Below are 13,364 nucleotides of genomic sequence, written 5' to 3' on the forward strand. Positions count from 1 at the left end.
GACTCGCGAAAGGTGGGATGACGACGGATGGGCGTCGTCGGTGCGCGCTTATGGTAGGAGCTGTTCGGCTGTGTTGGAAGAGGAGCGGTAGGGGTTGTTCCGGTCGTCCTGAAGGCCTGTCGGGAGTCCTGGTCGTGGGCAAGAGGCGTTCCTGGCCGTTGGGTTGTGTTGATTGCCGGCATCGAGGGACGCTGTGCGGAGGCTGAGTCCGCCCTGGGGGACCCGCGGGCGGAAGCTGTGAGAGGCCTGAGCGGGACATCCGATGTCCGGCCGGGGTGTACGGCGGAGATGTACGGCGTTCCGTGCCCGCGCAGGACGCCGCCTCCCGCTGCCGGCCGCGCCCCGGCCGGTGCCGCCGCCCGGCCCCGCGCGGCGCGTTGCTCCCCTCGTGGGTGGGCCCGTGACCCCCGGCCGTCCGCGCAGTTGAGACAGGCATGAAGAAGCGCAGCATGCTCGCCATCGCCAGCCTGGCCACCGGATTCGTCGTGGCCGCCGTCACCCCGTCCCACGCCGCCACCGACGGTCCGCTCGACGACCTGCACATCTCGGACACCCTGGAGCACGTCGGCCACCTCGTCGGCGAGGACAGCTTCCAGACCGACCGGGACTTCCTGGGCCAGGAGTAACCGGCCGGGACGGAAGCGGACGACGGGACCGGTGTTCCGCCCGGGGATCACCGGCCCCGCGTTCGGCGCGCCCTCAACGGGAACTGGTTTCCGTGGCAGTGTGGAGCGGGCAAGCCTCAGGGGGCCAACAGAAGAGGGGGAGTCCGTGATCGTCTGGGTCAACGGTGCGTTCGGTGCGGGGAAGAGCGCCACCGCACGTGAACTGATCGAACTGATCCCGAACAGCACGCTCTTCGACCCCGAGGTCATCGGCGGGGCACTGACACACCTGCTGCCGGCCAAACAGCTCGCCGAGGCCGGCGACTTCCAGGACCTGCCGATCTGGCGGCGCCTGGTGATCGACACGGCCGCCGCGATGCTGGCCGAACTGGGCGGGACCCTCGTCGTTCCCATGACCCTGCTGCGCCAGGAGTACCGCGACGAGATCTTCGGGGGGCTCGCCGCCCGCAGGATCGCCGTCCGGCATCTGTGCCTGACCCCGGCCGAAACGATCCTGCGCGAGCGAATAGCCGGGCGGGAGATCCCGCCCGACCTGCCCGACGGCGAGATGCGCGTCCGCCAGTGGTCCTACGACCGCATCGAGCCCTACCGCGCCGCCCTCGCCTCCTGGATCGCCGCCGACGCCCATCTCGTCGACACCAGCGCCCTCACTCCGTACGAGACGGCCGTGTACATCGCCGAGGCCGTCGGCAGCGGTGCCGCGACCGTCTGCGAGATCGTGCAGACCCCGGAGCCCACCGCGGAGACCCTCGCGGCCGGGGTGCTCCTCTTCGACGAGGAGGACCGATTCCTGCTCGTCGACCCCACCTACAAGGCCGGCTGGGAGTTCCCCGGCGGCGTCGTCGAGCCCGGCGAGGCTCCCGCGCAGGCGGGCGTGCGCGAGGTGGCGGAGGAGACCGGGATACGGCTGGAGACGGCACCCGGGCTGCTCGTCGTCGACTGGGAGCGGCCCGTACCACCCCGCTACGGCGGCCTGCGGCTGCTCTTCGACGGGGGCAGGCTGGACTCCGCCGAGGCCGGGCGGCTGGTGCTGCCGGGGCCCGAACTGCGCGGCTGGCGCTTCGTCACCGAGCAGGAGGCCGCCGAGCTGCTGCCCCCGGTGCGCTACGAACGACTGCGGTGGGCCCTGCGGGCCCGCGAACGCGGCGCGGCGCTCTACCTGGAGGCCGGCGTCCCGGTGGGCTGACACCCGCCCGGCGGCCCGCACCCGCCTGCCGCGACCGGCCCGGCCGGCTCGCCGTCGCCCGGCGGGGCAGGGGCCGGCAGACCGGTGCGGCCGGTGCCGCATCGCGCGGGTGCCCGGTCAGGACACCTGGTCACCGCGGCGGTTCCGGGCCGTCCGCGCAGGCCCGCAGCGCCCGGGACGCGTGCGAGGTCACCGGATCGCCGTGGCCGAAGCAGGCGACTTCCGAGTCCAGTTCGGCCAGCCGCCGCAGGGATGCGAGCGTCCGGTCCCGGTCGAGGTTGAACACCCCGGGCAGCACCGCGCCCGTACCCGGCGCCGCCGCCACCGCGTCCCCGGTGAACAGCACGCCGTGGGCGGGCAGATGGAGGGCGATGCTGCCATCGGTGTGCCCGGGGACGTGCACGACGCGGGCGCCGCCGCCGAAGTCCAGCACGTCCCCGTCGGAGACCTCCGCCACCTCGGCCGGAGCGACCGGCCCGCCGGCGGGCAGCAACGCGGCCGCCGCGGCGTGGACGGGCAGCTCCCAGTCCTCGAACACCGGCGGCGGCCCCGGGAGTTCGCCGCGGATCACCGGAGCGTCCAGCCGGTGGGCCAGTACCTCGGCGCCGCTCAGCGCGGCGAACTCGGCGGCTCCGCCGACATGGTCCTCGTGGAAGTGGGTGAGGACGATCCGCCCTACCGCCGACGGCGCACGGCCCAGTGCCGTGAGCGCGTCGGCGATCGGCCGGCCCGAACCGGGCGGGCCGGTGTCGACCAGCGTGCAGTCTCCGGTGTCCGGGTCGTGCCAGAGGTAGGCCTGGCCCACCGGGAAGCGCAGCAGGTGCAGCCGCGGGAGGAGTTCGACGACGTCCATGCCCCGAAGGTAGGCAGCGGCCGCGCCCCCGGGCGAGGGGTGTCTGCCGACAGCAGAGAACCGCGTCGGCGCGGCCCCGGAAGGCCGTGTCAGCCGACGTCGATCACGATCTTGCCCTGGGCGGTGCCGCTCTCCACGGCGGCGTGCGCGTCGGCGACGTCGGCGAGCGTGAAGCGGCGGGGGTCGAGCAGCGGCCGCAGCGCCCCCGCGTCGGCGAGTGCCGCGGCCTCACGCATGATCTCCCCGTGGTGCTCCCGCCCGCGCCCGGTCAGCAGCGGCAGCAGGGTGAAGATCCCGGAATAGCTCGCCCCGCGGAAACTGAGCGGCGCGAGACTGTGGGTGCCCCACCCCAGGGCGCTCACCACGTGCCCCGTACCGGTGCGGACCGCGGTGAAGGAGGCGTCGAGCACCGCACCGCCGACGGTGTCGAAGACGACGTCGAAGCCCTCGCCGCCGGTGTGCTCGGCGACGTACTCGTCCACGGTCGTGGTGGTGCGGTCGATGGCCGTGGCGCCCAGGCGGCCGACGACGTCCAGCCGCGGGGTGGACGCGGTGGCGAAGACCTCGGCGCCGCGGGCACGGGCGATCTGCACGGCCACGTGACCGATCCCGCCCGCTCCGCCGTGGACGAGGACCCGCTGTCCCGCGCGGACCCGTGCCCGGTCGACCAGGCCTTCCCAGGCCGTGATGAAGACCAGGGGCAGGGCCGCGGCCTCACGCGGGGAGAGCGAGGACGGCTTGCGGGCGAGCAGCCGGGCGTCGACCGCCGCGTACTCGGCGAGCGAGCCCGGCACGTCACCGACGCCGCCCGTCATGCCGAAGACCTCGTCACCCGGTGCGAGGCCGTCGACCCCGGCGCCGGTCTCCTCGACCACTCCGGCCAGGTCCAGGCCGAGGATGGCCGGCAGGGTGCGCCGGGCGTGATCGGCTCGCCCGGCCCGGATCTTGGTGTCCAGCGGGTTCACACCGCTGGCCCTCACCCTGACCAGTACCTGGCCCGGGCCCGCCACGGGCTTCTCGATGTCGGTGAGGACCAGCGGGGAGCCGAACTCCTCCAGAACTGCTGCGCGCATGACTGCGCCTCTTTCCTGCTGTGCGGGACGGATGCGGGGGACCGGCGCGGGGCGGGCCGGTCCGGCGGGGCGGCGGAGGCGGTCAGACGTGACCGGCCACGAGCACGCGCGCCGCCGACTTCGCCGCGCTCACGACGGCGCGGTCCTGGAGGAGGCGGCCCGAGGCCAGAGCACCGTCGACGAGGAGCCCGATCCCGCGGGCCAGCCCGTCCGGATCACCGGCTCCGGCCTGCCGGCTCAGCTCGGCCAGCCACTCCTGGCGGCGCCGGGTGTGCCGCACGGTGACGGCCCGTGCCTCCGAGTCCAGTTCGGCCTCGACCGCCGCGCTGACGAACGGGCACCCGAAGAAGCCGTGCCGGTCGAAGGCGTCCGTCAGCGCGTCGAACAGCCCGACGAGCCGCTCCGCGGGATCGTCGCCCGCGCGTTCCGCCGCGGCCCGCAACTGCGCCGTCCAGGAGTCGTCGGTCCGCCGCAGGTACGCCGCGACCAGCTCCTCCTTGGTGCGGAAGTGCGCGTAGAGCGTCGACTTCGAGACGCCCGAGGCCGCGATGACCTGATCCACGCCCACGCCGCGGAGCCCGTTCGCGTAGAACAGCTCGGCCGCCGCGGTGAGGATCCGCTCCTCGGACTTCGTCTTCCTGAACTGCGTCGCCATCGTTCCGCCTCCTTAATCGAACAGACTAGTTCGTTCGATTAAGCCTCGCAAGGCGCGACCGAAACGCCCACCGCACAGGCCGCCGGAAACGACGGACGGGCCCCGGCCGGTCGCCGGAGCCCGTCACAAGCCCTGCATGAGAATCCGCCCCACCGGGCGGCCGTACCGCTGAGAAGGAGGTCAGCCCGCCGCGTAGTTCCGCAGGAACAGCGCCTCCGCCACCGACAGCCGCTCCAGCTCCTGCGGCGACACGCTCTCGTCGACCGCGTGGATCTGCGCCTCCGGCTCGCTCAGCCCGATCAGCAGGATCTCGGCGTCCGGGTAGAGGCTCGCCAGCGTGTTGCACAGCGGGATGGAACCGCCCTGACCCGCGTACTGCATCGTCTCGCCGGGGTAGGCGACGGTCATCGCGTCGGCCATCGCCTGGTACGCCGGGCTGGTGGTGTCGGCACGGAACGGCTGGCCCTGACCGACCGCCTCGGTCCGCACCCGGGCCCCCCACGGCGTGTGCGCCTCCAGGTGGGCCTGGAGCAGCTTGCCCGCCTCGGCCGCGTCCACGCCCGGCGGTACCCGCAGGCTGACCAGGGCGCGGGCGCTCGCCTGCACCGACGGCGTGGCGCCGATCACGGGCGGGCAGTCGATGCCGAGCACCGTGACCGCCGGACGCGCCCAGATGCGGTCGGCGACCGAGCCGCCGCCGATCAGACCGACGCCGTCCAGCACCTTCGAGTCCTTGCGGAACTGCTCCTCGCCGTACTCCAGCCCCTCCCAGTCCGACTCCGGGGCGAGCCCGTCGACGGTCGTCGAACCGTCCTCGGCGCGCAGCGAGTCCAGCACGCGGATCAGCGCGGCCAGCGCGTCCGGGGCGGCACCGCCGAACTGCCCGGAGTGCAGATTGCCCTGGAGGGTGTCGATCTGGACCCGGAGCATGGTCATGCCGCGCAGGGTCGTGGTCACCGTCGGCAGGCCGACGCGGAAGTTGCCGGTGTCGCCGATGACGATCGTGTCCGCCGTCAGCAGGTCGGGGTGCTGCTCGGCGTACTGCTCCAGACCGCCGGTGCCCATCTCCTCCGAGCCCTCGGCGATCACCTTGACGTGGACCGGGACGCCGCCGTTCGCCTTCAGCGCGCGCAGCGCCAGCAGGTGCATGATCACACCGCCCTTGCAGTCCGCGGCGCCGCGGCCGTACCAGCGGCCGTCCCGCTCGGTCAGCTCGAACGGCGGGCTGGTCCAGGCGGCCTCGTCCAGCGGCGGCTGCACGTCGTAGTGCGCGTACAGCAGGACCGTTTTGGCACCCTCGGGGCCCGGCAGGTAGCCGTACACCGACTGCGTGCCGTCCGGGGTGTCCAGCACGGCGACGTCCACGAAGTCCTCGGCGCGCAGCGCGTCGGCGACCCAGTTCGCGGCGCCCTCGCTCTCGCTCCTCGGGAACTGGGCGAAGTCCGCCACCGACTTGAAGGCCACCAGCTCGGCGAGCTCCGCCTTGGCCCTGGGCAGCAGGGCGGCGACGGTCTCGGCGACCGGATTGGACGACATGGGCACGCTCCTCGTGGGTGCGACGTTGAACTGGTGAGTCGACCGATCCTCCCACAGCGGCCTGCGGTGATCTCCGCCGTAGGATGCGGGGGGACAGGTGGTAGGTGCCCGGCTACGGACGGACAGGGCCTGACCCCGACCCACGGGTCGTACGGCACCTATGGCTTGATAGGGCATACGGCACTTACGGCTTCTACGGCTTGATCGGAGCAGCGGACCATCGTGAGCGGTGAGAATTCTTCGGCGGACGACATGCAGCGGGTGTGGGACGTCGTCGTGGTGGGCGCGGGGCCCGCGGGTGCGTCGGCGGCCTACGCGGCGGCGGTCGCGGGACGGCGCGTGCTGCTGCTGGAGAAAGCCGAGCTGCCCCGCTACAAGACGTGCGGCGGCGGCATCATCGGGCCTTCGCGCGACGCGCTCCCGCCCGGCTTCGAGCTTCCCCTCAAGGACCGGGTGCACGCGGTCACCTTCTCCAACAACGGCCGCTTCACCCGCACCCGCCGTTCCAAGCAGATGATGTTCGGGCTGATCAACCGGCCCGAGTTCGACCAGCAGCTGGTCGAGCACGCCCAGAAGGCGGGCGCCGAACTGCGCACCGGCGCCACCGTCACGCGCGTCGAGCAGCACGGCTCCGCCGTCCCGGACCGGCGCACGGTCGCGGTGGTCCTCCAGGGCGGCGAGACCCTGCTGGCCCGCGCGGTGGTCGGCGCCGACGGCAGTGCCAGCCGGATAGGCGCCCACGTCGGGGTCAAGGTCGACCAGGTGGACCTCGGCCTGGAGGCGGAGATCCCGGTGCCCGAGACGGTCGCCGAGGACTGGAAGGGGCGGGTGCTCATCGACTGGGGCCCGATGCCCGGCAGTTACGGCTGGGTCTTCCCCAAGGGCGACACGCTGACCGTCGGCGTGATCTCGGCGCGCGGTGAAGGCGCCGCCACCAAGCGGTACCTGGAGGACTTCATCGCCCGGCTCGGCCTCGCCGGCTTCGAACCGAGCATCTCCTCCGGCCACTTGACCCGCTGCCGCGCCGACGACTCGCCGCTGTCGCGGGGCCGGGTGCTCGTCTGCGGTGACGCGGCGGGCCTCCTGGAGCCGTGGACCCGCGAGGGCATCTCCTTCGCGCTGCGCTCGGGACGGCTCGCGGGAGAGTGGGCGGTGCGGATCGCCGAGGCCCACGACGCCGTGGACACCCGCCGTCAGGCGCTGAACTACGCCTTCGCCGTCAAGGCGGGCCTCGGCGTCGAGATGAGCGTCGGCAAGCGGATGCTCGCGGTGTTCGAGCGCAGGCCCGGCCTGTTCCACGCGGCCCTGACCGGCTTCCGCCCCGCCTGGCGCGCGTTCAAGGAGATCACCCAGGGCCGGACCACGCTCGGCGAACTCGTCCGTTCCCACCCGCTTGCCCAGCGCGCCCTCACCACCTTCGCCCCGGAGCCCGCGGCCCCGGCGAAGCCCGACGAGGCCGACGCGGACGAGCGGGACGACAGGGACGAGCGCGACGAGACGGACTCGGAGGGCCCGGTCACTTCGTGACGGCGATCCGGAAGACCGGGTGGTCGGGGGCGATACGGCGCAGGTCGGCATCGGGAGAATCGGGACCGACCCCCTTGAAGAAGACCCCGACCTCGGCCTTCCAGCGCTTCAGGTAGGCCCGCAGCAGCTCGACCTTGTCGTCGTCGGCGACCTCGGTGGCGGTGAAGACGTCCACGTTCTTGCCGAGCCGCAGTTCGCCGCCGCCGGCGGCGCGCATGTTGTGGGTCCACTGGACGTGGCCGCGCGGCGCGAGCAGGTACTGCTCCCCGTTCACGGTCAGCAGGTTCACGGGGGTGGTCCGCCACTCCCCGCTCTTGCGTCCGCGGACGGCGAGGACGCGGGAGCCCCAGATGCTGATGCCGCGCCCGGTGAGCCAGCCCACGGCCTGGTTGAAGATCTTGACGGTGAACCAGCCGGGCTTCTGGACGTGTGTCGACACGGTGACCCCCACGGTTTGAGAGAGCGGTGCTCTCGGTTGACTTCAGTGTGGGGGAGATCGACGCTCCAAAGCAAGAGCGGTGCTCTCTTTTTTGTGCGGTGTACTTGTTTGTGTGCGGTGCACTCGTTTCGGGCGGTGGGCTCGCCGGGGAGCGAGTGCAGTGCTCCAGTCCGCGTGCACCGCTCCGCAATCAGTGCATCGCTCCAGAACGCGTGCAGCGCTCCGGAACGTGTGCACCGCTCTGCATGCGTGGCAGACTGCTTCGCATGACCACCACACAGGGCGCCCGCGCGCGAGCCAGGATGGAAGTCACCGCGGCCATCAAGGACGAGGCGCGCAAACAGCTCGCCGCCGAAGGTGCTCCCAAGCTGTCGCTGCGTGCCGTCGCGCGTGAACTGGGCATGGTCTCCTCGGCGCTCTACCGCTACTTCCCGAGCCGGGACGACCTGCTCACCGCGCTGATCATCGACGCCTACGACTCCCTCGGCGAGGCCGCCGAGACCGCGCACGCCGCCGACGCCGGTACCGCGCCGGCCCAGCGCTGGGTCACCGTGTGCGAGGCGGTGCGCCGCTGGGCGCTGGCGCACCCGCACGAGTACGCGCTGATCTACGGCTCGCCGGTGCCCGGCTATTCGGCCCCGGACACCACCATCCAGCCGGCCGCCCGGGTCGCCCTGGTGCTGATCGGCATCCTGCAGGACGCGTTCGAGCGGCGCGGTCTGGCCCGTACCCCCGTGCCGGCCGAACTGGCGCCCGAGGCCCGCCGGATGGCCGACGAGCTGATGCCGGGCCTGCCGCCGGAGGTGGCCGTCGCCATGGCCGCGGCCTGGGCGCAGCTGTTCGGGCTGGTCGGGTTCGAGCTGTTCGGCCAGTTCAAGGGAGTCGTGGAGGAGCGTGACCGGTTCTTCCGGCACGCGGCCGCACAGCTCGCCCACGGAGTGGGTCTGGTCTTCCCGTAGCGAGGAGGTCACGGCGCCGGGGTGGCCGTCGTGCCGGCGCCGTCCTCCGGGACGAGCACGATCTTGCCCGCGACCGTCCCGGACTCGGCGAGCCGCAGGGCCTCCGCGGCCCGGGTGAGGGGCAGCCGGGCGGCGATGCGGGCGGTGACCTCACCGCGCCGGAAGGACTCGAACACCTGGGTCAGGTCGGCGTTCAGTCGCGCCCGGAAGCGGTCCTTGCCGAGGGCGCGGCCCTCCCAGACGTTGAAGAAGTATGCGTGCCGGCCGTTGGGCAGCGCGTTCCACAGCCACACCCGGCCGAGGATCTTCAGTACGGGCAGCTGCTTGGAGCCCGAGTCGTCCCGGGTGGTGGCACTCCCGTAGGCGACGAGCGTGCCGCCAGGGGCTAGCAGGTTCCAGGAGTCGACCACGCTGCGTCCGCCGAGGTGGTCGAAGACGGCGTCGACGCCGCCGGGAGCCAGTTCGCGGACGCGGGTCGGGACGTCCTCGGCGCGGTAGTCGACCGGGGTGACGCCCATCTCGCGCAGCGCCTCGTGGTGGCGGGCCGAGGCCGTGCCGATGACGCGCAGGTCGGCGGCGCGCGCGAGCTGGACGAGGACCGTGCCCACCCCGCCGTTGGCGCCGTGCACCAGGATCGTGCCGCCGGGCCGCACCCTCGCCTTGCGGTGCAGCATCTGCCAGGCCGTGATCCCGTTGACGACCAGCGTCTCGGCCTCCGCCGCGCCTATCCCGGCCGGCACCTCCACGGCGTCGGCCGCGTCGAGCACGACGTGACTGGCCCAGCCGCCCACCTTGACCAGGGACGCCACCCGCCTGCCGACGAGTCCGGGCGTGACGCCCTCGCCGGCCGTGAGCACCGTGCCGACCAGGTCGTAGCCGGGGACGAAGGGGAACGGCGGCTGGTCGTAGTACCGGCCGCGGCGCATCTGCTGCTCCGCGAAGGAGACCCCGGTGGCCTCCATGCGTACGACGATCTGACCGGCGCCCGGGGTCGGGACCTCCCCGTGCCGGATCTGCAGACCCTCGGGTTCCACGACACCCGGCAGGACCACCTCGACGAGCCGGGTGCCGGTGGCGCGGCCGGGGGCGGGGGCCTGGGGCGCGGGGTTCTCTGCGGAATTCATGACGACCTCCATGGCGGTCTCCTTGTAGGTGCAGCTTGTAGGTGCAACCGCGTAGATGCAGTCGCGGACTGGAGGGGCATTCGCTTGCGTTAGAAGCTATAACTAAAATGACGGCTACTAGCGATGGTGTCAAGCGGTAGCGTCGTGGGGTGGCCGAACAACGGTTAGAAGCCATCCCGGAAGTGATAGGTTGAAACGGGTGGAATAGCCCCTATGAGCCGCAACGAGTCAGGCGGCAGCCGCGCAAGCGAAAGGAGCGTGCAGGGCATGGCCGCAGAAGCAGTGACCCCCCGCGAGCGGTACCGGAGCCAGGTGCGGGCCGACATCAAGGAGCGTGCCTGGGCGCAGATCGCCAAGTCCGGCGCGTCGGGCCTGTCCCTCAACGCGATCGCCAAGGAACTGGGCATGAGCGGTCCGGCCCTCTACCGCTACTTCGGCAGCCGGGACGAGTTGATCACCGAGCTGATCCGGGACGCCTACCGAGGCCTGGCCGACACCTTCCGCACCGCCGCCGACGCGCGGGCCGGTGTCGAAGGCCTCGCGCGGGCCCTGCGCCGCTGGGCGCTCGACGACCCCCAGCGGTACTTCCTCGTCTACGGGACCCCGGTGCCCGGGTATCACGCGCCCGACGACATCACCGCCATCGCCCAGGAGATCATGGGCGCGCTGCTCGACGTGTGCGCGACGGCCGAGCCCGAGGCGCCGGCCTCCGCGGGCTTCACCGCGCACCTCGCCCAGCACCGCGAGTGGGCCGGCGACCACCCCGCCTCGCCCGATGTCCTGCGCCGGGCGCTGGCGTTCTGGACCCGGATGCACGGCGTGCTCTCCCTCGAACTCGCCGGACAGTTCACGGGCATGGGCTTCGACCCGGAGCGGCTCTTCGACGCCGAGGTCGCCGAACTGGCCTCCGGCCGCTGACCGGCCGCACCCCCCGCCCCCGCGACCGCACCCCCGTGGCCGCACCCCGCTCCACCGCGGCCACACTCCACGTCGCCTCGGACGCACCCCGCTCCACCCCGCCCGGCGGCCCGCTCCACCCCGCCCGGCGGCCACCCCGCTCCGCCCGGCGGCCTACTCCGCGGGGAGTACGTGTGATCACCTCGCCGGGCCGACGCTCCCGCGGCCCGGTGCCGTCTAGCGTGGCGGACATGGACGAGCAGCGGGAACGGGAGCGCGGCCCCGCGCGGTGGTGGCGGTACGGTCCGCCGTGGCCGTACCGCGACGACGAAGGTGCGGACGGGCCGACGCGCGGGCGGCTGCCGTGGCGCACCACCGTCGCCCTCACCGTGCTGGTGCTGGCGGGCTCGAACTTCGCCGCGCACGCGCAGCCGCACCGCGAGCCGCTGGACGTGTACGGCCGCCTGCTGCTCCTGGCCGCCTGCGCGCTGCTGCTGTGGCGGCACCGCTACCCGGTGCCGGTCGTGTTCGGCACGTCGGCGCTCGCCCTCGGCTACCTCGCGGCCGGCTACCCGTACGGTCCGGTCTTCGCGGCCGTCGCGGTGGCCTGCTTCGGCGCGGTCGTCGCGGGGCGCCGCCGGGCCGCGTGGACGGCTGTGGGGATGCTGTGGGGCGGCCACCTGCTGATCTCGCTCTGGCTGTACCGCGTGCTGCCTCCGCAGGGCGACTCGGGGGCGAACGCGGGACAGGAGCTGATCGCCGCCACCTGGGTGCTGATCATCGTCTCCGTGGCCGAGCTGGTCCGGCTGCGCCGGGAGCAGTGGGCGCGGGAGCGGGCCGACCGGGCGCAGGCGGCCCGGCGGCGGGCGGACGCCGAACGGCTGCGCATCGCCCGCGAACTGCACGACGTGCTCGCGCACAGCATCTCCGTGATCAACGTCCAGGCGGGGGTGGGCCTGGCGCTCCTGGACGCGGACCCCGAGCAGGCCAGGACCGCGCTCACCACCATCAAGGCCGCGAGCAAGGAGGCGCTCGGTGAGGTACGTCAGGTCCTCGACACCCTGCGCACCCCGGGCGACGTGCCGCGCGCTCCCGCTCCCGGCCTCGGGCGGTTACCCGAGTTGGTCGAGCAGGCGGCGGGCGCGGGACTGACGGTGACCGTGGCGGGAGCGCCGCCGCGGCTGCCGCCGGGAGCCGACCTGGCGGCCTTCCGGATCGTCCAGGAGGCGCTCACCAATGTCGTACGGCACTCGGGTTCCCGGCAGGCCCGCGTACGGCTCGAACACGGCGGCGGGGAGCTGCGGTTGCGGATCGACGACGACGGTCCGGCGACCGGCGCGGACGCGGGCGGCAGCGGGAACGGGCTGGCCGGGATGCGGGAACGGGCGGCGGCGCTGGGCGGCACGATCGAGGCGGGCCCGCGCGCCGACGGCGGCTTCCGGGTGCTCGCCGTCCTGCCCCTGACCGGACCGGAACCCCCCGTGTCCCGGCCCGGAAGGACCCCGCACGGTACCGATCCGACGCCGACCGACCGGGAGGAACGATGATCCGGGTACTGCTCGCCGACGACCAGTCGCTGGTGCGGGCCGGCTTCCGCGCGCTGCTCGACGCCCAGCCGGACGTCGAGGTCGCCGGAGAGGCGGCCGACGGCGAGGAGGCGTTGCGCAAGGTGCGCGAACTCCGTCCCGACGTCGTCCTGATGGACATCCGCATGCCGCGGCTCGACGGCCTGGCCGCGACCCGCCGGATCACCGGCGCGGAGGAACTCCGGGACGTCAGGGTGGTGATGCTGACGACGTTCGAACTGGACGAGTACGTCTTCGAGGCGATCCGCTCCGGCGCCTCCGGGTTCCTGGTGAAGGACACCGAGCCGGAGGAACTCGTGCGCGCGGTCCGGGCGGTGGTGGGCGGCGACGCGCTGCTGTCGCCGGGGGTGACGCGGCGGCTGATCGCCGAGTTCGCGGCCCGTTCCAAGGAGCCGGCCGCCGCCGACGCCCTCGCCCGGCTCACCGAACGCGAGAGGGAGGTGATGGCCTTGGTCGGCATCGGCCTGTCCAACGAGGAGATCGCCCGGCGCCTGGTGGTCAGCCCGCTCACCGCCAAGACGCACGTGAGCCGTGCCATGGTCAAGCTGGGCGCCCGGGACCGGGCCCAACTGGTCGTGCTGGCCTACGAGTCGGGCTTGGTCCGGCCGGGCTGGCTGGGCTGAGACCGCTGGAAGCGGACCAGCACGGCGACGACCCGGGCGAAGAACACCAGTGTGGCCAGCGCCGCGCCCGTCGCCGGCAGTGCACGTTCCAGGAGTCGCGGCAGATCGAAGAGGAGGGCCGGTCCGGCCACCGCCCCGAGGACCACGACCGCCGCGAACACCGCACTGCACAGCGCGTATCCGATCTCGACGGTGATCGCGTCCCGCTCGGCCTGACCGCGCCGTCCCCCGTGGGTCGTCATCTCCGCAGTGTCCCAGCCGTGTGCCCGGCGGAGCAATC

The 13,364-nt window shown here is 73.1% G+C and carries 14 protein-coding genes; 7 read left to right on the top strand and 7 right to left on the bottom strand.

Going from position 1 to position 13,364, the window contains the following annotated elements:
- The first annotated feature begins 434 nt into the window (after positions 1–434).
- Both ACIQOE_RS21220 and ACIQOE_RS21225 read left to right on the top strand, forming a co-directional pair.
- Entirely contained in the window at positions 435–626 is a 192-nt protein-coding gene (locus tag ACIQOE_RS21220; protein ID WP_351322536.1) for a hypothetical protein, read from the top strand.
- 145 nt (positions 627–771) lie between these two features.
- On the top strand, positions 772–1,812 hold the full coding sequence (locus ACIQOE_RS21225; RefSeq protein ID WP_351322538.1) for an NUDIX domain-containing protein: 1,041 nt from the start codon (positions 772–774) through the stop codon (positions 1,810–1,812).
- 130 nt (positions 1,813–1,942) lie between these two features.
- Here the strand turns inward: ACIQOE_RS21225 and ACIQOE_RS21230 are convergent, their stop codons facing one another.
- From ACIQOE_RS21230 to ACIQOE_RS21245, 4 genes are all read right to left on the bottom strand, one after another.
- The gene (locus tag ACIQOE_RS21230; protein WP_401412960.1) at positions 1,943–2,665 is read right to left on the bottom strand and encodes an MBL fold metallo-hydrolase; all 723 of its coding nucleotides are present in this window, start codon (positions 2,663–2,665) and stop codon (positions 1,943–1,945) included.
- A gap of 89 nt (positions 2,666–2,754) precedes the next feature.
- The gene (locus ACIQOE_RS21235) at positions 2,755–3,738 is read right to left on the bottom strand and encodes a zinc-dependent alcohol dehydrogenase family protein (RefSeq protein WP_401412962.1); all 984 of its coding nucleotides are present in this window, start codon (positions 3,736–3,738) and stop codon (positions 2,755–2,757) included.
- Positions 3,739–3,820: 82 nt separating this feature from the next.
- Positions 3,821–4,393: a TetR/AcrR family transcriptional regulator gene (locus tag ACIQOE_RS21240; protein ID WP_351322545.1), complete on the bottom strand. Its 573-nt coding sequence runs from the start codon at positions 4,391–4,393 to the stop codon at positions 3,821–3,823.
- A 180-nt stretch (positions 4,394–4,573) separates the two neighbouring features.
- Positions 4,574–5,929 carry a dipeptidase gene (locus ACIQOE_RS21245; RefSeq protein WP_399009879.1) on the bottom strand — a complete coding sequence of 452 codons (1,356 nt, stop codon included), beginning with the start codon at positions 5,927–5,929 and terminating at the stop codon, positions 4,574–4,576.
- 222 nt (positions 5,930–6,151) lie between these two features.
- On the opposite strand from ACIQOE_RS21245, the gene ACIQOE_RS21250 reads away from it, so the two are divergent.
- The gene (locus ACIQOE_RS21250) at positions 6,152–7,456 is read left to right on the top strand and encodes a geranylgeranyl reductase family protein (RefSeq protein WP_351322549.1); all 1,305 of its coding nucleotides are present in this window, start codon (positions 6,152–6,154) and stop codon (positions 7,454–7,456) included.
- On the opposite strand, the gene ACIQOE_RS21255 is transcribed toward ACIQOE_RS21250, so the two are convergent.
- On the bottom strand, positions 7,446–7,895 hold the full coding sequence (locus tag ACIQOE_RS21255; protein ID WP_351322551.1) for a nitroreductase family deazaflavin-dependent oxidoreductase: 450 nt from the start codon (positions 7,893–7,895) through the stop codon (positions 7,446–7,448). The two genes, ACIQOE_RS21250 and ACIQOE_RS21255, sit on opposite strands and share 11 nt — an antisense overlap.
- Positions 7,896–8,161: 266 nt before the next feature.
- Between ACIQOE_RS21255 and ACIQOE_RS21260 the strand changes: the two genes are divergently transcribed.
- Entirely contained in the window at positions 8,162–8,854 is a 693-nt protein-coding gene (locus ACIQOE_RS21260) for a TetR/AcrR family transcriptional regulator (RefSeq protein WP_401412965.1), read from the top strand.
- An 8-nt stretch (positions 8,855–8,862) separates the two neighbouring features.
- On the opposite strand, the gene ACIQOE_RS21265 is transcribed toward ACIQOE_RS21260, so the two are convergent.
- A complete protein-coding gene (locus ACIQOE_RS21265) occupies positions 8,863–9,978 on the bottom strand; it encodes a medium chain dehydrogenase/reductase family protein (RefSeq protein WP_401412967.1) in 1,116 nt (371 codons plus the stop codon).
- Between the two features lie 267 nt (positions 9,979–10,245).
- Here ACIQOE_RS21265 and ACIQOE_RS21270 point away from each other — a divergent pair, with 267 nt between their 5' ends.
- The 3 genes from ACIQOE_RS21270 to ACIQOE_RS21280 all read left to right on the top strand — a co-directional run bounded on the left by ACIQOE_RS21270 (position 10,246) and on the right by ACIQOE_RS21280 (position 13,084).
- A complete protein-coding gene (locus ACIQOE_RS21270) occupies positions 10,246–10,896 on the top strand; it encodes a TetR/AcrR family transcriptional regulator (protein WP_401412969.1) in 651 nt (216 codons plus the stop codon).
- Positions 10,897–11,126: 230 nt separating this feature from the next.
- Positions 11,127–12,422 carry a sensor histidine kinase gene (locus ACIQOE_RS21275; protein WP_401412971.1) on the top strand — a complete coding sequence of 432 codons (1,296 nt, stop codon included), beginning with the start codon at positions 11,127–11,129 and terminating at the stop codon, positions 12,420–12,422.
- On the top strand, positions 12,419–13,084 hold the full coding sequence (locus ACIQOE_RS21280) for a response regulator transcription factor (protein WP_365554165.1): 666 nt from the start codon (positions 12,419–12,421) through the stop codon (positions 13,082–13,084). Before ACIQOE_RS21275 ends, ACIQOE_RS21280 begins: the two co-directional genes overlap by 4 nt.
- On the opposite strand, the gene ACIQOE_RS21285 is transcribed toward ACIQOE_RS21280, so the two are convergent.
- Positions 13,045–13,326: a DUF6332 family protein gene (locus ACIQOE_RS21285; protein WP_365554168.1), complete on the bottom strand. Its 282-nt coding sequence runs from the start codon at positions 13,324–13,326 to the stop codon at positions 13,045–13,047. The genes ACIQOE_RS21280 and ACIQOE_RS21285 overlap by 40 nt on opposite strands.
- Between the last annotated feature and the right edge of the window lie 38 nt (positions 13,327–13,364).

It is taken from the genome of Streptomyces sp. NPDC091282 (assembly GCF_044757385.1).
Classification (GTDB): Bacteria; Actinomycetota; Actinomycetes; order Streptomycetales; family Streptomycetaceae; genus Streptomyces; species Streptomyces gramineus.